Origin of the sequence: Allobrachymonas sp., assembly GCF_041912815.1 — a bacterium.
Lineage (GTDB): Bacteria > Pseudomonadota > Gammaproteobacteria > Burkholderiales > Burkholderiaceae_C > Brachymonas.
Genome location: NZ_JAYRLV010000001.1, coordinates 154,739 through 174,003, shown reverse-complemented (window position 1 = coordinate 174,003; position 19,265 = coordinate 154,739). Strand labels below are relative to the sequence as shown.

The window sequence follows — 19,265 nt, the reverse complement described above, 5'->3', positions numbered from 1 at the left end:
GAGTTCCCCTGGAGCTCCGGCTTTTGTGTTTCAGGAGGAGAGAGCGCAGGTGGCTCGTGTGTCAGCACTTCGACAGGAGAGGTTCGCGATTGCTTACAATTTATCCTGTCATTGCATTATGTTGTTCAAGTGCTTGATATTGTGGATTTTTTTCAATGGCGTATAGTCACGCTATCTTTGAAGACACTGGAAAATCGACCATGCCGACCGATGAAAAGTTTGTGACAGCAGGAATTCTGAAGTACCTGTCACAAAGTGCAATCTGCCTGGGTGCCGCCTGCATGACTCTGGCATTGCCTGTTCAGGCACGTACCGAAAAGACCGATCATTCCAAGGTGGTGGTTAAGAAGCATGTCGTGACCAAGAACAAGTCCAGCCACGACGATGACGAGGAAGATGCAGCGCCGAAACGCAAGGTATCTGCCCGGAGCAGCGGCACGACCAAGTCCAGGGCAGACTCCGGCAAGGGCAAGGCATCGCGGTCGGCCAAGGCATCCGACGACGAAGAGGATGATGGAGATTCTGTACGGAATCTCCATGGCAAGCGTGGAACTACCGCCAGCAAATCCAAGGATGGAGCCAAGGCGCAGGACAAGGCTCGCAGCAAGGCTGCGGTCCACAGCCGTGCCGATCAGACAGACGAGGAGGACGCGCCTTCCCTGCCTCGCAAGGGCAAGAAGGGAGGGGCACACGCTTCTGCTGATCGGCAAGGCAAGGAAATCAAATCGATGCGCACTGCGCGTCGCAGCGCGGCATCCGACGACGATGAGGATCAGGCGACCGCTCCTGCCACGGCACGCCGACTGAAATCGGCAAAATCCCGCAAGGCGGAAAGGCTGGCCGAGGAACGCAGACAGCAGGTGGCCGAAGAGGCGCGCCAGGCACGCACGGAAGCCGCAGCCCGTGAGCGCCAGATGGCAGAAGCGCGTCGTGCCAAGGAAGCTGCTGCCGCAGAGGCTGCCCGCCAGCAGCAGCTGCGCGAGCGCAAGCAGGCCGAAGCACGTCGGGCGCGTGAACGCGCGCTGGAGGAGGATCGCCTTGCCACGGCTGCAGCTGAGCGCGATTCACGTGTGCGGGAGCTTTCGGCGAATGCGTTGGGCTCAGATGGCAGGTCTGCTGTTCGTGCCGTGCCAGCCGTGCAGCCCCAGGGGATTTCTCGCATGTCGGTGCCTCCCGCGGCCGCTGCGGCCACAGCTGTGCTGGCAACGGGAACTGTGCGGACCTCGCCGCGCATCGGCAACGAGGCAGAAGGGGGGAGCTCCCACCCCATGACGGTGGCTGCGCTGCCTTCGGTGAACAGTGTGGTGTCGTCCGATGCCTTGCCTGCTGCGCAGCAGCCTTCTTCCCTGCAGAGTGCCACGTCCCGTGTGGCGTTTCCTGCAGCGGCAAGCTCCACCTATCGCGTATCGTCGCGTGCACCTGCATCAGCCATGGGCGTGGCTTCAGCGCAGGGAAGTGGTGCGGTCTATACACCCGTGGCACGCTATGCGCCCCCCGCACAGTCGGTCATGCGCATCTCTGTGCCACAGCGGGACAGCATGGGGCAGATTCGCGGCCTGAGCAATGTGCCGCCGGGAGCGCCGACGGATCTGAATTCGCATGTCGCCTATGTGATGGATCAGAACAGTGGGCAGGTGCTGCTCAACAAGAATGGCGGGCTGGTGACTCCGATCGCTTCCATCAGCAAGCTCATGACGGCTGTGGTCACCATGGATGCGAATCTTCCCATGGATGAGATGATCACCATCACCTATGACGATGTGGATCATCTCAAGGGCAGCAGTTCACGCCTTGCCGTTGGCACGACCCTGACCCGCCAGGAAATTCTGCATCTGGCGCTGATGTCGAGTGAAAACCGTGCGGCCCATGCCTTGGGGCGCACGTATCCGGGCGGGATGGATGCCTTTGTCCGGGCCATGAACATGCGCGCCATGATGCTGGGCATGCGCGACACCCACTATGTCGAGCCGACCGGGCTCAACAGTGCCAACCAGTCGAGTGCCCACGATCTGGCGCTTCTGGTGCAGGATGCCTATCGCTATCCGCTGATTCGCAATTACACGACCTATCCGGCAGCCGACTTTCCGGTCAATGGGCGCATCGTTCATTTTCATAACACCAACCGCCTGGTGCATGACGTGAACTGGAACATTGGCTTGCAGAAAACCGGATACATCTCCGAGGCGGGGCGCTGCGTGGTGATGCAGAGCAATATTGCCGGGCGCAATGTCATCATCGTGCTGCTCGACTCGGGTGCCAGCTCCAAGCGGGTGGAAGATGCCGAGGCCATTCGTTCCTGGGTGGAGAACGGTCAGCAGGGACGGGGCGCCTATCCGGCTACTGTGCGGGTGATTGCACAGCAGGGAAGGCCAGACCGTAACGGGTGGGGAATTTCGGCATCTTGATGCCGCACTGTACGGCAACTGCTTTTGTACAGCGGTTCAGGTGTTGAGCAGAAGCCGCCTCGCATCGTGTGAGAGGCGGCATGGCGTGGGGAGCGGTTCAGACGCGGCCAGTGTCCATGCCGGTGCCACGGTAGCCCAGCGAAGCGGAGATGCGCTGGGCGGCCTCGCGCAGCCTGTCCATCCACCCTTCGTCAATGCGGTGGGCAGGCGCGGAAATGGAAAGTCCTGCCACCAGTGTGCCCTGGTCGTTGTAGATGCCGGCGGCCATGCAGCGCACGCCCAGTTCCAGCTCTTCGTTGTCGCGCGCCACTCCTGTCTGCCGAGCCCGTACCAGCTCGCGTTCGAGCTGGGGGAGCTGGGTGATGCTGTTGCGTGTGTTGCCATGCAGGCCTGTGCGCATGGCGTAGGAGCGCACCTTCTGAGGATCATCCATGGCCAGGAAGAGTTTGCCTGTCGAGGTCAGGTGCAGGGGAGCATGGGCACCGATGGCACGCACCACCTGCATGCCGGAACGTTCGCTGTAGGCGCGTTCGATGTAGATGATCTCGTCTCCCTGGCGCACGCTCAGGTTGATGGGCTGCTGGATCTGATGGTGCAGCTCGCGCATGACCCGGGCTGCGGCTTCGCGCACGCTGAGGCGGGCCTTGACGAGATTGCCCAGTTCCAGAAAGTGCATGCCCAGGCGATAGGTGCCGGTGTCCGGGCGTTCCACGAAGCGGCCGATGACCAGATCGTTCAGGATCCGGTGAGTGGTGCTGGGATGCAACCCGGCCTTTTCGCTGATTTCCTTGAGGCTGACCGGCTCGTCATGGGCCGCCAGGATGTCCAGCAGCAGAAACATGCGCTGCAGGACCTGGATGCTGATGCCTTCGTAGGCGGAGGGGGCGAGTTCGGTGTCGGACATGGAAAGAGGCCGGAGCGAGGCGCAGGACGGCAGCCGTGTCGGCGTGGGGCTCGGCCCTGCTGGTGGAAGAAGAGGTTACATTTTATGTCGTGAAATGATCGGACGGCGCATGATGTCACTGCGAATGCAGCATGGCGCGTTCCCAGGAGGATTCACGCAGGATTTCACATGGTTGGAAACGGGTCTTGTAGCGCATCTTTCGGCATTCCTCGATCCAGTATCCCAGATAGACATGGGCCTTGCCGGTGGCCCGTGCATGGGCAATCTGCCAGAGTACGGCGTAGGTGCCATAGGCCGCATGGGGGATGTCGTCGTAGAAGGTGTAGACGGCGGACAGCGCCCGTGGGAGGACGTCGACGAGGGCCACCATGCGCAGGATGTCTCCCTCGCGGAATTCGACGAGCACGCTGTGGACGGGGCTCGCGAGGATGAAGTCGCGGTATTCCTGCGGATCATCCACGTCCATGCTGCCGCCTGCATGGCGGGCATGCTGATAGCGTCGGTACAGGGCATAGTGCTCCTCGCTGAAGTGCAGGGGGAGTACGGTGGCTGCCAGTGTGCCGTGGTGTTTCCAGGCCCGTCTCTGGCTGCGATCCGGATGGAAGGCATCTGCCGGAATGCGCAGCGGGATGCAGGCGCTGCAGTGGTCGCACCAGGGGCGGTAGATGGTCTGGCCGCTGCGACGGAACCCTTTCTCGATCAGCTGGGCATACACCTCCGTATCGATCTCGTTGCCGGGAACCACTACCTGCGAGCGTGCCTCATGTGCCTCAAGGTAACTGCAGTCGTAGGTGGCCGTCGCATAGAGATGCAGCACCAGCTGGCGGGAGTGTGCGGAGGAGGGGGCAGACATGCCGGAATGGTAGCGCAGGCTTCCTCGGGCCGAGAGACGGTGCCGTATGATGGCGGAGCTTTGTGGAGGGATGATGGGTGATGGACGGAGCAGCGATACACACATGGCATGAGGCCATCGGGAACGAGAAGACGCAGCCTTATTTCAGAACGCTGTGGGAGCGTGTGAGACATGCACGTCAGTCCGGGGCTGTCATCTATCCGCCTTCGGCGGAGGTGTTCAGTGCCTTTGCCTCCACCGAATTCGACCGGGTGAAGGTGGTGATCCTGGGACAGGACCCGTACCACAATGCCGGGCAGGCCCATGGACTGGCTTTTTCAGTGCGGCCGGAGGTGGACATTCCTCCATCGCTGCAGAACATCTACCAGGAGCTGTCCAGGGACATTCCGGGATTCGTGCGTCCTTCCCATGGCCATCTGCAGAAATGGGCCGAGCAGGGGGTGCTGTTGCTCAATACCGTGCTGACGGTTCAGTCGGGGCAGGCCCATTCGCATGCGCAGTGGGGGTGGGAGACCTTTACCGATCGCGTGATCCGGCAGCTCAACGATCACCGTGATCATCTGGTGTTCATGCTGTGGGGGAGTCATGCACAGAAGAAGGGAGCCATGATCGACAGGTCACGGCATCTCGTGCTGCAGGCGCCCCATCCTTCCCCTTTGTCGGCGTACCGCGGTTTCTTTGGCTGCAGGCATTTTTCGCAGGCCAACGCCTATCTCGTGGCCCATGGGGAGACTCCCATCGACTGGCAGGTGTGACGCCTTGGTCAGCGGCCGCGCAGGAACAGGGCATCGAGTTCGCGCATGGAGAGCTGCCGCCAGGTAGGGCGGCCATGGTTGCACTGGTCGGCGCGTTCGGTGGCTTCCATCTGCCGGAGCAGGGCGTTCATTTCTTCCAGGGTCAGGTGCCGGTTGGCGCGCACGGCACCGTGGCAGGCCATGGTGGCCAGCAGCTCGTTGCGGGCGCGTTCCAGGACCGTGCTGGCATCATGCAGGGCCAGTTCGGCCAGCACCTGCCGGGCCATGTCCACGGCGTGGTCGGTGGACAGGGTTTCGGGGACGGTGCGGATGGCGAGAATCGTGGGAGACAGCGGTTCGATGTCCAGACCGAGCTGGTGCAGGGTTTCGGCACACTGCACCGCAGTGGCCAGTTCCTGCGGCGTGGCCGTGAAGGTGGGGGGAATGAGCAGGGGCTGGGCCTGCATGGACTGGCGGTCGAACTGCTGCTTGAGACGTTCGTAGACGATGCGCTCATGAGCGGCATGCATGTCCACGACGACGAGGCCCTGTGCATTCTCGGCAAGGATGTAGATGCCATGCAGCTGTGCAATGGCGCGCCCCAGGGGCCAGGTGTCGGGAGACTGTCCCGTCTGGGCAGCAGATGTCTGGGGGTGGGGCACGAGGGAGGCGCCGTCTGCAGAAAAGGGGGCGCCGTCGTCAGCCAGCGTTCCATCGGTGAGACTTGCGGCCCCCGGCACCTGTGAAGAGAGGGGCCAGCCGTTCCTTCCGGGCAAACTGGAGAGCCCATAGGGCACGGTGGCTTCCTGCAGTGCCATGCGCTCCTGCTGCCAGAAGGGGCGGGAGGGCGCCGAAGACGGCAATGCATAAGAATCAGCAGGCGACATGGACAGGGAAGAGGCCAGGGGGCTGGCGGCCTCGCCGGCATGTGCGGCGCGGGACGGCGCCAGGGCCTGGTCGAGCGACTGGCGCACAGCCTGGTGGATTTCGCGGCTGTCCCGGAAGCGCACCTCGATCTTGGTGGGGTGGACATTCACGTCCACCCGTGCTGGCGGCAGGGCCAGGTGCAGCACATAGACGGGCTGCCGATGACCGTGGAGGACATCTTCGTAGGCGCTGCGGGCTGCATGTGCCACCACCTTGTCGCGTACATAGCGATGGTTGACATAGGCGTACTGCTGATCGGCACGTGACCGGGCAAAGTCCGGGAGACCGCACCGCCCCTGGATATGCACTTCGCCGCCCGCCGTTCTGAGACGGAAATCCACAGGGAGGCTGTTGGCAAGAAAGTCGCGTCCCAGAACATCCGCGATGCGCTGGTCCAGGCTTTCCACGGCACGCCACTGGTCGAGCAGCTTGCCTTCGTGCCAGATGGCAAATGCCACGTCGGGACGGGTGAGCGCGTGACGGCGAATGGCTTCGAGGCAGTGGGCCAGCTCCGTTGCCTCGCTTTTGAGGAACTTGCGGCGGGCCGGAGTGCTGAAAAAAAGCTCCTTGACCTCGACCGAAGTGCCCCGTGCCCGTGCAGCTGGAGCCAGTTCGCCGCTGCGTGCATCCAGTGCATGGCCGTGCGCAGCGCCTTCCACCGCCGACAGCAGCGTGGTGTCGGAGACCGAGGCAATGGCGGCCAGTGCTTCGCCCCGAAAGCCCATGGTGGCCACGGATTCCAGATCGTGGAGGCTGCGGATCTTGCTGGTGGCGTGGCGCAGGATGGCGAGGGGGAGCTGCTCGGCCGGAATGCCGCAGCCATCGTCCTCTACCGCGATGAGCCGGATGCCGCCAGCCCGCAGACGCACGGTGATCTGGCGTGCGCCGGAGTCAAGGGCATTGTCGAGGAGTTCGCGCACCACGGAGGCAGGGCGCTCGATGACCTCGCCAGCGGCGATCTGGCTGATCAGCTCGTCCGGCAGCAGCCGGATGCCAGTGACAGAAGAGAGGGGGGCCGTGACGTCGAAGGCCGGAGAGTCGGAAGGAGGAGGGTTCACGGAGTCATTCTACTTTTGCAGCGTCTTCATCCTGGCGGTGGATAATGCAAGGCTGTCCTGCATCTGGCCTTCCGGCGACATCTCCATGGAAATCATCAGCTTCCTGATCGACTTTATTGTGCATATCGACAAGCACATCCTGACCTTTGTGCAGGCGTATGGGCCGTGGGTGTATGCGCTGCTCTTTCTGGTCGTGTTCGTCGAGACGGGGCTGGTGGTGATGCCTTTCTTGCCCGGGGATTCGTTGCTGTTCATCGTGGGGGCACTCGGCGCCACGGGAAGCCTGCATGTGGGCTACGCGGTGCTGGTGCTGATGGCGGCAGCGATTCTGGGCGATCAGGTCAATTTCAGCATCGGACGCCGTGTAGGGCCGCGTGTGTTCCAGTGGGAGGATTCGCGGCTGTTCAACCGCAAGGCCTTTGACAAGGCCCATGCGTTCTATGAGCGCTATGGCGGAATCACGGTGGTGCTGGCGCGCTTCATGCCGTTCATTCGAACCTTCGTGCCGTTTGTGGCTGGCGTGGCCGCCATGCACCGCAGCCGCTTCACGCTGTTCAACATGGCGGGGGGTGTGCTGTGGGTATGCGGTGTGACGGCTGCCGGTTATCTCTTTGGCAACATTCCCTGGGTCAAGGGAAATCTGGAAATCATCATCTGGAGTCTGATCCTGGTGCCGGGGGGAATTGCCCTCTATGGTGCCTGGAAGGCAGGGCGGACTTCGGATGGGGCAGCACCCCGTCCCCGCAGCCATTGATTCCCGGGGCGGCCCAGTCCTGAAGGCTCTTCAGTCACCTGAGTGGCCGCACTTCAGGTGACCAGAGCAGCGCCGGCTCAGTAGCCGTCGTCTCCAAGGGGCCAGATGGCCCCGTTTTCATTGAGGATGGCATCCAGGGGAATGTCATGTGGTTCGGGCACGAGATCGTCGACGTAGCCCTGCGTGAATCCCAGCCCGGCGGTGTACGGATGGGGTTCCAGGGAGGCCAGGGTGCGGTCATAGAAGCCTCCGCCGTATCCCAGCCGATACCCTCCCGGCCCGTAGCCCACGCACGGCACGAACAGCAGGGTCGGCACCACGAGCTCGGTGTCCTTGGGCTTGGGAATGCCGTAGGCGTCTTCTTCCATGGGGCAGCCGGGATACCAGGCATGGAAGCTCAGGGTACGGGTCTCCCGGTCGATGACGGGCAGGCCGATGCGGCGCAGCTGGGGATTTTCGAGCAGCTCGCCGTCCTCTTTCCAGCGATGCAGTGCAGGCAGAGGGTCAAATTCTCCCTTGATCGGCCAATAGGCGCCGATGACGGTGTCAGGGCGACTCATGAGCCAGAAGCGCATGACGCGCTGGAGTTCCTCGGATCGTTCCAGCCGATCGGCAAGATGTAACCGTTCGGCGATGAGGCGTTCCCGCAGGGCTTGTTTGTTGGATTTTTTCTCCATAATCGGTTCCATGGAAAACAAAAGAGCTTCCCGGGCCGCATGCGCGCGTGGCCGTGCTTTTCGTCTCATTGTGACATGTCTGGCCGCGTCGCTGGCCTGTCAGGTCGCATCCGCACAGCGTGAAGACGAGAATATGGATGTGTCCGATGGAGGTGTGAGGGAGGTGGTCGGCGGCGCATCCGGTCTGCCAGCCCGCATCGCTGCCAGCGAGGCGACAGGCCAGAATGCCTCGTCCGGGGCCGATGATGCCGTGCTTCGCATGGCCACGGCCTACAGACGCCACGACACCGCCACGCTGACTGCCTTGCTGCCCCGTGCGCAGGGCAGCGTACTGGAACCCTGGGCTGCCTACTGGGAGCTGGGAGGCCGGCTTTCCACGGCAACACCACAGGAAGTCGAGGGTTTTCTCCGGCGCTATGCCGGGACCTATCAGGAAGACCGGCTGCGCAACGATTGGCTGCTGCAGCTTGGCAGGCAGCGCGATTTCCAGACCTTTGCACGGGACTATGCCGCCTATCGGATGCGCGACGACCGGGAGGTGGCTTGCTATGCGCTGGTGGCAGGGGTAGAGCGCAGTGCCGATCCTGCAGAGGTGCTGCGGGCCAACTGGTATCCCCAGAAGGACGCAGGTGACGCCTGCCCCCTGGCGGCGCGCACCCTGCTCGCACAGCATCGCATTGCTGCGCGCGACGTGTGGCGCAAGGCGTGGCTGGCGGCGGCCGGCAATCGACAGGCGGCGGCCAAGGCGGCCGTGGCTGTGGTGGACTCCGCAGCGGCAGAAGGGTTGTCGGGCCTGTGGAGCGATCCTGCGGGCTATCTGGCTGCGGCCGGCAGCATGCCCCCGGCACCCGAAATGGCCGTGCTGGCGCTCACCCGCGTGGCGGCTGGCAATCCGGGACAGGCAGCAGGGCTGATGCAGATGGGCTGGGCTTCGCGACTTGATGCAGCCTCCCGCGACTGGGTCTGGGCTGACATTGGTCGGCAGTCGGCACTCAACCTGGAGCCCGATGCCATCAACCACTACAGCCAGGTTCGCGATCTCTCTGCGCTTTCGCCCGATCAGCTGGCCTGGATGGCGCGTGCGGCGCTGCGCATGGGGTACTGGCCGCAGGTGCGTCAGGCCATCGAAGCCATGCCGGCAGCCATGCAGCAGGAGCCTGTCTGGACCTACTGGAAGGCCCGGGCGCTGCAGGGGCGGTTCCATCTGGGACGCAAGCCGGACATCGAAGCGGCCACGCTGTATCTGCGCATTGCGGGCAATCAGGGCTTCTACGCCATGCTGGCGCAGGAGGCACTGGGGCAGCGCATCGGCATGCCCACGCCTGCACCCGCTCCCCTCACTGCAGCGGAGCGTCAGGCCGCACAGGCCAACCCAGGGCTGGTGCGTGCGCTGCGTGCCATGGATCTAGGGCTGCGCAGCGAGGCGACCCGCGAATGGAACTACACCACCAATCTCCATACTCCTGGCGGGATGCGGGACCGCGAGCTGCTTGCTGCAGCCGACCTGGCCTGTGCCCGCCAATGGTGGGATCGCTGCATCAACACGAGCGAGCGCACCCGCTCCGTGGTGGACATGCGCCAGCGCTATCCGCTGCCGTTCCGGGACAGCATCGTGACGCACAGCCAGGAAACCGGGGTGGATCCGGCCTATGTGTATGCCGTGATCCGGCAAGAAAGTCGGTTCACCACCTCGGCCCGTTCCGGGGTGGGTGCGGCAGGGCTGATGCAGGTGATGCCCGCCACGGCGCGCTGGACGGCGCGCAAGCTGGGAATTCCGTATGACGGCAGCCTGCATGATCTCGACACCAATCTGCGCATCGGCACGGGCTATCTCAAGCTGCTGCTCGATGACTTTGGAGGATCGTTGCCCCTGGCCGTGGCTGCCTACAATGCAGGGCCCAATCGACCCAAGGCCTGGCGCAACGGCCCGGTGCTCGAAGGGGCCATCTGGGCAGAGAACATTCCATTTGGAGAGACACGCGACTACGTGCAGAAGGTGCTGGCCAACACCACCAACTACGCAGTGGTGCTCGGCGGACAGCCCCAGTCGCTGCTGTCACGGCTGGGGCAGGTGGGGCCGCTGCTGCAGGTATGGAACAATCCCCCGATCCGCGAGGGCGCGGCCTCGGAATGAGGTTCGTTCTCACGACGCAGCGCATCTTGTGGTTGCAGCGATGGCAGGCTTGCCCGGACTCCATCACAAGAGAGATGGAAGGGTCAGCCGGTCGCATGCACAGCACACCGCAGACCGATCTGAGGCAGCCGTTTTAGCGATCCGATACCGATTCTCATGACCTCTACGCACTCCCTTCCCGATCCCTGGAGCGGCCCGGACCGCACGTGGCGCAACTTTCTGCGGGATGCCTGGCATCTGGCGCGGCCCTACTTTCAGCAGTCCGAAGACCGCTGGAAGGCACGGCTCATGCTCGCGCTGATCGTGGCGCTCAACCTGGGCTCGGTGTACATGAGCGTGCTCTTCAACGAGTGGTACAACGTGTTCTATAGTGCGCTGCAGGACAAGAACGCCTCGCTCTTCTGGCAGCAGATGGTGCGCTTCAGCTGGCTGGCTGCCATTGCGATCGTGATTGCGGTCTACAAGTTCTACGTCACCCAGCTGCTCGATCTGCGCTGGCGCGCGTGGATGACCAGGACCTACATGGCACGGTGGCTGTCGGGCTGCCGTTACTACCATCTGGAGCTGGCGCAGGGAAGTGGTGCCATGCTTTCCGACAACCCGGATCAGCGGATTCAGGAAGACATCGGAGGCTTTACCGGGAGCGCGCTCGGCATCAGCATGGGGCTGCTCAATTCCGTGGTGACGCTGGTGTCCTTCATCACCATCCTGTGGAACGTCTCGGGCAGCATCAGTTTCTCGCTCTGGGGCAGTGCCCACACCGTGCCCGGGTACATGGTCTGGGTGGCTTTCGGGTACTGTGCCGTAGGCAGCGTGATTGCCCACTATATCGGGCGCGCACTGATCCGGCTCAACTTCTGGCAGCAGCGGCGCGAGGCCGACTTTCGCTACAGTCTGGTACGGGTGCGCGAGTACAGCGAAGCAATTGCCTTCGATCGGGGGGAGGCGGCCTCCAGCCAGCAGCTCGACGGCAGATTCTCCCGGGTGCTGGCCAACTATCTGCAGCTCATCAAGGCCCAGAAGCGTCTGGTGTGGTTCACGTCCTTTTTCCAGCAGGCGGCGATCATCTTTCCGTTCCTGGTGTCGGTGCCCCGCTATCTGAGGGGCAGCATCAAGCTCGGGGACGTGATGCAGATCGCCAATGCCTTCGGCAAGGTGCAGGATGCGTTGAGCTGGTTCATCGACAGCTATCCGGCCCTCGCAGGCTGGCGTGCCACCACGGAGCGTCTGACGAGCTTCGACCGGGGCATTGCACCAGCAGAAGTCGCAGCCAGCGAAGCGGTCACGGAGCGAGCGCTGCCGCCGAGCCAATACGACGTGCAGGGCGACACCCTGGAGGTCGAGGGGCTGACCTGCTGCCTGCCTGACGGTACACCGCAGCTCGGAGCCCAAGCCCTGCAGATGAAGCCTGGGGAGACGGTGCTGTTGCAGGGGCCATCGGGCAGCGGCAAATCCACCTTCCTGCGTGCCCTGGCCGGCATCTGGCCGCATGCGCACGGACAGGTGACCCTGCCGATGGACAGCATGTTTCTGCCCCAGCGACCCTATCTGCCGGTGGGGACGCTGCGGGCGGTGCTGGCCTATCCGGAAGAAGTGGGGCACTATGCCGATGCCGACATGCGGGCTGTGCTGGACCAGGTGCGCCTGGGGCATCTGGCCGTCTCGCTCGACGCAGAGGACAACTGGAGCCAGAAGCTGTCGGGCGGCGAGCAGCAGCGCGTGGCCATTGCCCGTGCGCTTCTCAAGCAGCCGCGCTGGATCTTGGCCGATGAAGCCACCAGCGCGCTCGATGCAGCCACCGAGACGCGTGTCTATCGCCTGCTGGTGGACATGGTGCAGAGTCGTCAGGGGGGCATGCTGTCGGTGGCGCACCGGCATCGTGTGGCGGAATTCCATGCCGCGCGCTGGTGCATGCGTGCGGCAGCAGAGCCGCAGGGGCCCGCCGAGCATGTGTTCTGGACCATCGAGCCGCAGGCGGATGGAGCTCCTTGTCCCGAGGAGTGAGCACCTGAAGAGTGCGTGGCGGGTGATCCGTTGTGGAACAGGTGTGCGACACTAGACGCCGATTTCAATTTCGGAGCACTTCTTCATGGCTATCGACCCTACGCAATACAAGCCCGAAACCCTTGCGCTGCACGCCGGCTACTCGTCGGACCCTACCACCCGCTCGGCTGCCGTGCCGATCTACCAGACCACGTCCTACACCTTCGACAACACGCAGCATGGTGCGGATCTGTTCGATCTCAAGGTGCCGGGCAACATCTACACGCGGATCATGAATCCGACCCAGGAAGTGCTGGAAAAGCGGGTGGCTGCACTGGAGGGCGGCATTGGGGCACTGGCCATGGCTTCGGGGTTGGCAGCCATCACGGGAGCCGTGCTGACCCTGGCCGAAGCGGGCGACAACATCGTCTCGGCGAGCACGCTCTATGGCGGAACCTACAACCTGTTCGGGCACACCTTCCCGCAATACGGCATCACGACCCGGTTCGCCGACTATCGTGATCCCGACAGCTTTGCGGCGCTGATCGACGATCGCACCAAGGCCATCTACTGCGAATCGGTAGGCAACCCGCTGGGCAACGTGACGGACTTCGAGCGCCTCTCGGCGATTGCGCATGCCCATGGGGTACCTCTCATCGTCGACAACACGGTGCCCAGCCCGTACCTGTGCCGGCCGTTCGAGCATGGGGCCGACATCGTGGTGCATTCGCTCACCAAGTACATCGGGGGGCATGGCACCACGCTGGGGGGCATCATCGTGGACAGTGGCCGCTTCCCGTGGGCAGAGCACAAGACACGCTTCCGTCGTCTCAACGAGCCCGAAGTGAGCTATCACGGCGTGGTCTATACCGAAGCGCTGGGCCCGGCTGCCTTCATCGGGCGGGCCCGCACGGTACCGCTGCGCAACATGGGAGCAGCCCTCAGCCCGTTCAATGCCTTCCTGATTCTGCAGGGGCTCGAGACGCTGGCGCTGCGCATGGATCGCATCTGCGAAAACGCGGTCGACATCGCCCGCTTCCTGCAGCAGCATCCCAAGGTGAGCTGGGTCAACTACCCCGGTCTGCCTGACCATGCCGACTACGGGCTGGTGCAGAAATACATGGGGGGCAAGGCGTCCGGCCTGCTCAACTTCGGCGTCAAGGGCGGTCGCGAGGCGGGCGCGCGCTTCCAGGATGCGCTGCAGCTCATTCTGCGCCTGGTCAACATCGGGGATGCCAAGACGCTGGCCACCCATCCGGCCAGTACCACCCATCGCCAGCTCTCTCCCGAGGAGCTGGCCAAGGCAGGGGTGACCGAGGACATGATCCGTCTGTCGGTGGGCATCGAGCACCGCGACGATCTGATGGCCGATCTCGATCAGGCACTGGCACAGGCCTGAGCATTCAGCCGGGAGATGTGCGGGAGCACCTCGTTCCCGCACATGTCGCACAACGCAAAAGGGGAACCCGAGTGGGTTCCCCTTTGTGCATGCAGTCTTCCCGGATGGAGGCCGGGAAGATGCCGAGCGGGAGTGTGCAGGGCGTCGATCAGGGCGCCGTGCGGGTGATCTTGGCACCCTGCACCGAAGCACCAGCGGCCAGACCCACATTGTTGAGCACGAAGCTGATGACCGGCTTTTCGAGCGTCTGGGTGTCCAGAGAGCCATTCGCGCCCAGCGTGGCCACGGCCACATTGGCATCGACTCCGGCGGTCCAGCCGTTGCTGGCGCGGAACTTGTCCAGGGCGTCCTGCGTGAGGAACACATACACCACGGCCTGCGACTGTGCACCTGCCTGCAGCCCGATGGATGCGCCCGTCAGGCTGTAGTAGCCAGCGGTGGCTCCATCCACACGCAGGGCCCCCTTGCCGTGTTCTGCACCCACGATCAGCGAGCCGCCGACCACGGACGGGAATACCAGCACCCCCTTGGCACGCGCCACCAGCTCATGGGAGCCGGGCACCTGGTGGTAGAGCTTGGAGAGCGTGGCATCGACCTGCGAATCGATGGAGGCACGTGCGCTGGGAGCGCTGGCCTGTGCGTTGGGGCCGGTGGTGGTGCAGGCGCTCATGGCGAGGCCCGTGGCGGCGATCAGGGCCGTGATGCCCAGGGTGCGAACGGAAATCTGACGCATGGAATGCTCCTTCTTGTAGGGATGGGACGCCTGGAGCATCCGCTGTGCAGCGGATGTTGCAGGAACCGGGAACTACCTTAGCAGTCTCTGGCCCTGCATGCGTAAGCAAGTGCAAACCGTGTGTCCCGCTCCGAGAACTTGCGTAAGCACTGGTGTCGGGTGGAACGGTGCGTGTGACGGGGTGAGGGACTCAGCCCCGCATGGCTTTTTCGACCGCATTGCCCAGATCGATGACGGACTGGGCGTAGTAGCTGCTGTTGTTGTAGCGGGTAATGACGTAGAAGTTCTGGGTGCCGGCGTAGTAGCTTGGCGCATCAGAGCCGTTCTCCAGCTCGATCAGTGCCAGCTGGCCGTGGAAATCGGCGGGTACGTCGCGGGGAGTGGCGCCGAGTGCCGCCATGGCGGCAGGGGTGAAGGAGGGCACGATGTCCGGGGCGAGCAGGGTGTCGAGGTGCAGGCCCTGCGGCTCGAAAGTGACTTCGAATTCCGGTGGCATGCCGCTCACCCAGCCGTATTGCTGGAAGTAGTGCGCGACCGAGCCGATCGCATCGGCAGGGCTGTGGAAGAGGTCGATGTGCCCACGATGGTCGAAGTCGACGGCGTACTTCGCCCAGCTCGATGGCATGAACTGGGGCATGCCCATGGCTCCGGCATAGCTGCCGCGCAGTTCGAGGGGGTCGTCGTGGTTCTTCCAGGTGAGCCGCAGGTACTGTTCGAGCTCGTTGCGGAAGAAGGCATGGCGCTCGGCTGCACGCGGATGGGAAGGCGGAAAGTCGAAGCTCAGGGTGGAGAGGGCATCGATGACGCGGATGTTGCCCATGTTGCGTCCGAAGATGGTCTCGACGCCCAGGATGCCCACCACGTACTTGGCGGGGACGCCGTAGCGGCTTTCGGCCTGGCGCAGGGTGTCGGCATTCTGCTGCCAGAACGCCACGCCGGCGCGGATGCGGATGGGCTCGACGAAGCGGCTGCGGTACACCCGCCAGTTGCGGCGCACGCCACGGCCGGCCGGGAGGATGAGGCGCTGGACGCTGGGAATGAAGTCGGCGTTGCCGACGGCCACGCGCACGTATTCTTCCGGCAGTCCGAGCTGTCGTGCCATGCCGGGCACTTGCTGCATCACGTCCTCACGCTGGCCGTAGCTGCCGCGCAGACCCAGGTCGTGGGGGGTGCGCTGCGGGGGCACATAGGGGGGCTGGACGGGTTTCTGGGAAGTGGCACAGCCGGCCAGACCCAGTCCGGCACCTGTGGCCAGGGCACCCAGCAGGCGCAGACGGGTGCGGTCGGGATGGTCGGGAGAATGGGGCAGCGAAGCGGACATGGCAGATGGGGCAGCAAGCGGTGGCACCGGCAGGGAAAGTCCTGCCGGAATGAAACGATGCGTCACAGTGTAACGGCTGCCTCCAGGAGCGTCAGGGGGCTACGCATGCCCAGGCGCCCGATGTGCAACAGGAACGTAACCGTCGGTAAGCGTGTGCAGGAAGGCGACCACATCGCGGATTTCGCTGGCGGTGAGGGCGTCGGGTTGGCCCGGATGGCGTCCGAAGGGGGGCTGCTGGTCGATGTTGGCGTGGTAGCGCGTGGGCAGGTCGTTGTAGAGCTGCACCTGCCCCTGGGCATTGCGGGAGTAGTAGCGTTCCGGATGGGTGTCGCGCTGGGCGTAGAAGCGCACGACGTCCTCCAGGCGGGACATGAGGCCGTTGTGGAAGTAGCGGCGCTTGAGGGCCACGTTGCGCAGGGTGGGGGTCTTGAAGAGACCGCAGGCAGAGGCGTTGCCGGCCAGGTCGGTGCGCTCCGGGCCACAGAGGCCAAGGTCGACATGTGCCGGATCGCGGTTGGCCGGAATGTCCGGGTTGCGCGGCACGCCGAGCGCGACGAAGCCGAAGTCGGTAAAGGCAGGAAAGCCCCCGGCACGGATGCTGTCGATGTGGCAGCGGGCGCAGTTGCCGCGATTTGGGGCATTGAACAGGGCGAGGCCCCGGCGTTCGGCCGGTGCCAGTGCGACCTGTCCGCGCAGAAAGGCGTCGTACTTGCTGGTGTAGGGGGCAAAGGTGGCGGGGTCCTGCTGGTACACCTCCAGTGCGAGGCGCATGCCGTTCCATGCCTGCAGGGCGTGGTCAGGCTGGAGCACGGCGGGGCCGAACGTGGCCTGCATGCGCGCGGCATGGGGTGAGCGTCGCAGCCGGGCGAGGACTTCCGGCACGCTGTGGTTGGCCATTTCCAGGGGGGAGCAGGGGGGCGACGACCTGGTCGTGCGGGTGGGCAAAGCGGCCATCCCAGCCATAGCCGCCAGCCGGGCCCTGGTCCTCGCTGTCGTTGCCGTCCGATTCCGTGGCATGGGCAGAGAAGGCAGGGGTGCTCTGCAGGTATTTCAGCGTGGGCACTGCCCGTGTGCCCCAGTCTGCGAGACGGAGGCCGCCCGGCTGGACTGCAAGGGCATTGGCAGGTGTCATGCCATGGGAGGGATCATGACAGGTGCTGCAGGCCATGCGGCCCGAGGCCGAGAGGGTGCGGTCCGTGAACAGGGCCTGGCCGAGCAGGCCGAGTTCACGCACGCTGGGAGTGCGGTCGTAGCGGGTGGCGTAGAAGCCGGCAGGAGTCTGCGCCCTGCCTGTGCCGGGGGCAGTGCCTATGAGCGCAAGGAGTATCCCCACCAGAACGAGGAGCGACATACCCGACGGGCAGGTCCGGGTGCGCAGCGCGCGTCTGGAGAGGAATGGGAGCGGGAAAAACGGAAGTGGAAATGGAAAAAGCACGGCAGGAAAGACGCGTCAGAGGCAGGGAGCCGCAAGGCGAGACCACGGTATAGCGCAGGCTTTTGACACGCTGGTGAAAACAGGGAATGGGCCGGGGCCCATGGATACAGATGTTCACCCATTTGACACATCGATACCCCACAATCCGGCCCCATCTCGAACCACTTGATGGAGCAAGCGCCATGCGGCACATGACACACAAGGTTTTTGGTACCCGGTCCATGGCATGGGGAGCGGTGACTGCCGCCTGCCTGATGCTGGGAGCATGCGGTACTGTGGCCCCCGGAGCGGACTCCGCAGCAGCGGCACCGGACAGCGCCACCACGCAGGCCCTGCGCGAGAAGGTGAAGCACGTGGTGGTGATCTATGCGGAAAACCGGTCGTTCGACAATCTGTACGGAAATTTTCCGGGAGCCAATGGCCTGTACGACCGCCAGGGGCGGCTCAAGTCGTTTCCGCGTCAGCAGGACCGCGACGGCACCGTGCTGTCTGCACTTCCCCCTACCTGGGGCGGCGTGACCATGCCCGGACAGGACCGGACCGTGACCCAGGCACAGAGCATGGGGCTGCCGAATGCCCCCTTTGACGTGGCCACTGCATTCCGCACCTCGGCCGGGGTGACGCTCGACAGCCGCACGGTGACCCGGGACATGTACCACCGGTTCTTCGAAAACCAGATGCAGATCCATGGCGGTGCGAACGACCAGTTCGTGGCCTGGGGAGATTCGGGGGGGCTGGTGATGGGGTATTTCGATTACAGCAAGTCGCCCCTCTACCAGCTGGCACGGGAATACGTGCTGGCCGACAACTTCTTTGCGGCGGCCTTCGGCGGATCGTTCCTCAATCACCAGTATCTGGTATGCGCCTGTGCGCCGGAGTATCCGCAGGCCGACACGGCGGCAGCCAAGCCCTCGATTGCCGTGCTCGACCGTGACGCCCAGGGGCACTATCTGCCCCGCCTGAGCACCGAGGCCACCAGCCCCCGTTCTGCCATGGACGGCAAGCCTGCCTTTGTGAAAAGCGGCAACCTGACCCCCAAGGGCTACCTGGAAGCGGGCAAGTTCCACGCCGTCAACACCATGCAGCCTCCCTTCCAGCCCAGTGGCAATCCACCGGTCACGGGTGGAGACAGCCGACTGGCCGATCCAGAACGGGCCACCACACTGCCCGCGCAGACCGCGACCACCATTGCCGACCTGCTCGACCGCAGGCAAGTGAGCTGGAAGTGGTATGCAGGCGCCTGGGATGCAGCCCAGGAGGACGGGCAGAAGCCCGCAGGCGACAAGCGCACCGTGATCTATGCGGGCGATGCCCATGGCGTGGCCGACCGTTCCGCAGTGGATTTCCAGCCGCACCATCAGCCCTTCAACTACTATGCAGCGTTTGATCCGGCCTCCCGGGCCGATTACCGTGCGCAGCATCTGCAGGATGGTGCCGACCTGCTGCGCGATGCCCGCAGCGGCCAGCTGCCTGCCGTGGCGTTCTACAAGCCCGAGGGCCTCTACAACCAGCATCCCGGCTATGCCAATCTGCAGGATGGGGATGCCCGCATCGTCGAGGTGGTGCGAGCCCTGCAGCAGAGCCCGCAGTGGAAGGACATGGTGATCGTGGTGACCTATGACGAGTTCGGCGGCTCGTGGGACCATGTGGCTCCTCCCAAGGGGGATCTGATCGGTCCGGGTACCCGCATTCCGGCCCTCATCATCTCGCCTCTGGCCAAGAAGGGCACGGTGGACCATACCCAGTACGACACCGCTTCAGTGCTCCGGCTCATCACGCGCACCTTTGGGCTCGATACCCTGCAGGGGCTGCGCACGCGTGATGAGGCTCTGCGCGCGCACGGGGAGCGCCCCATGGGCGATCTCACGCAGGCCCTGAACCTGCGCTGAGTTCTGCGCCCTGCGTCCGTGCAGGCGCAGGGCGGGATGGAGCCGGGAAAGAGGAGGAA

15 protein-coding genes are annotated in these 19,265 nt (G+C 64.1%); 7 read left to right on the top strand and 8 right to left on the bottom strand.

What is annotated here, in order from left to right:
• Window positions 1–281 precede the first annotated feature (281 nt).
• A complete protein-coding gene (locus ACE3P9_RS00770; protein ID WP_374490977.1) occupies window positions 282–2,405 on the top strand; it encodes a serine hydrolase in 2,124 nt (707 codons plus the stop codon).
• A 97-nt stretch (window positions 2,406–2,502) separates the two neighbouring features.
• Here the strand turns inward: ACE3P9_RS00770 and ACE3P9_RS00765 are convergent, their stop codons facing one another.
• Together ACE3P9_RS00765 and ACE3P9_RS00760 are read right to left on the bottom strand one after the other, a co-directional pair.
• Entirely contained in the window at window positions 2,503–3,309 is an 807-nt protein-coding gene (locus ACE3P9_RS00765; protein ID WP_374490975.1) for an IclR family transcriptional regulator, read from the bottom strand.
• Window positions 3,310–3,424: 115 nt separating this feature from the next.
• Complete coding sequence (locus ACE3P9_RS00760; protein WP_374490973.1) at window positions 3,425–4,162, bottom strand: arginyltransferase; 738 nt, start codon at window positions 4,160–4,162, stop codon at window positions 3,425–3,427.
• Window positions 4,163–4,242: 80 nt separating this feature from the next.
• On the opposite strand from ACE3P9_RS00760, the gene ung reads away from it, so the two are divergent.
• Window positions 4,243–4,917, top strand: a complete 675-nt coding sequence (ung, locus tag ACE3P9_RS00755) for a uracil-DNA glycosylase (RefSeq protein ID WP_374491637.1) — start codon at window positions 4,243–4,245, stop codon at window positions 4,915–4,917.
• A gap of 8 nt (window positions 4,918–4,925) precedes the next feature.
• Here ung and mutL read toward each other — a convergent pair whose 3' ends face one another.
• Complete coding sequence (gene mutL, locus ACE3P9_RS00750) at window positions 4,926–6,815, bottom strand: DNA mismatch repair endonuclease MutL (protein WP_374491636.1); 1,890 nt, start codon at window positions 6,813–6,815, stop codon at window positions 4,926–4,928.
• A 151-nt stretch (window positions 6,816–6,966) separates the two neighbouring features.
• Between mutL and ACE3P9_RS00745 the strand changes: the two genes are divergently transcribed.
• The gene (locus tag ACE3P9_RS00745) at window positions 6,967–7,635 is read left to right on the top strand and encodes a DedA family protein (RefSeq protein ID WP_374490971.1); all 669 of its coding nucleotides are present in this window, start codon (window positions 6,967–6,969) and stop codon (window positions 7,633–7,635) included.
• A gap of 77 nt (window positions 7,636–7,712) precedes the next feature.
• Here the strand turns inward: ACE3P9_RS00745 and ACE3P9_RS00740 are convergent, their stop codons facing one another.
• Window positions 7,713–8,312, bottom strand: coding sequence for a 5-formyltetrahydrofolate cyclo-ligase (locus tag ACE3P9_RS00740; RefSeq protein WP_374491634.1), 600 nt, complete (start codon window positions 8,310–8,312; stop codon window positions 7,713–7,715).
• A gap of 133 nt (window positions 8,313–8,445) precedes the next feature.
• Here ACE3P9_RS00740 and ACE3P9_RS00735 point away from each other — a divergent pair, with 133 nt between their 5' ends.
• From ACE3P9_RS00735 to ACE3P9_RS00725, 3 genes are all read left to right on the top strand, one after another.
• Window positions 8,446–10,446, top strand: coding sequence for a transglycosylase SLT domain-containing protein (locus tag ACE3P9_RS00735; protein WP_374490969.1), 2,001 nt, complete (start codon window positions 8,446–8,448; stop codon window positions 10,444–10,446).
• A 156-nt stretch (window positions 10,447–10,602) separates the two neighbouring features.
• Window positions 10,603–12,450 (top strand): ABC transporter ATP-binding protein/permease, encoded by a 1,848-nt coding sequence (locus tag ACE3P9_RS00730; RefSeq protein WP_374490967.1) that lies wholly within the window; start codon window positions 10,603–10,605, stop codon window positions 12,448–12,450.
• 85 nt (window positions 12,451–12,535) lie between these two features.
• Window positions 12,536–13,828 (top strand): O-acetylhomoserine aminocarboxypropyltransferase/cysteine synthase family protein, encoded by a 1,293-nt coding sequence (locus ACE3P9_RS00725; protein WP_374490965.1) that lies wholly within the window; start codon window positions 12,536–12,538, stop codon window positions 13,826–13,828.
• 148 nt (window positions 13,829–13,976) lie between these two features.
• On the opposite strand, the gene ACE3P9_RS00720 is transcribed toward ACE3P9_RS00725, so the two are convergent.
• The 4 genes from ACE3P9_RS00720 to ACE3P9_RS00705 form a co-directional block, all read right to left on the bottom strand.
• Window positions 13,977–14,561, bottom strand: a complete 585-nt coding sequence (locus ACE3P9_RS00720; protein WP_374490963.1) for a YSC84-related protein — start codon at window positions 14,559–14,561, stop codon at window positions 13,977–13,979.
• Between the two features lie 190 nt (window positions 14,562–14,751).
• A complete protein-coding gene (gene mltB, locus ACE3P9_RS00715) occupies window positions 14,752–15,882 on the bottom strand; it encodes a lytic murein transglycosylase B (RefSeq protein ID WP_374490960.1) in 1,131 nt (376 codons plus the stop codon).
• A 99-nt stretch (window positions 15,883–15,981) separates the two neighbouring features.
• Complete coding sequence (locus ACE3P9_RS00710) at window positions 15,982–16,779, bottom strand: cytochrome-c peroxidase (protein WP_374490958.1); 798 nt, start codon at window positions 16,777–16,779, stop codon at window positions 15,982–15,984.
• The gene (locus tag ACE3P9_RS00705) at window positions 16,679–17,233 is read right to left on the bottom strand and encodes a cytochrome-c peroxidase (RefSeq protein ID WP_374490956.1); all 555 of its coding nucleotides are present in this window, start codon (window positions 17,231–17,233) and stop codon (window positions 16,679–16,681) included. Before ACE3P9_RS00705 ends, ACE3P9_RS00710 begins: the two co-directional genes overlap by 101 nt.
• Before the next feature lie 275 nt (window positions 17,234–17,508).
• On the opposite strand from ACE3P9_RS00705, the gene acpA reads away from it, so the two are divergent.
• On the top strand, window positions 17,509–19,206 hold the full coding sequence (gene acpA / locus ACE3P9_RS00700; protein ID WP_374490954.1) for an acid phosphatase: 1,698 nt from the start codon (window positions 17,509–17,511) through the stop codon (window positions 19,204–19,206).
• Window positions 19,207–19,265 lie beyond the last annotated feature (59 nt).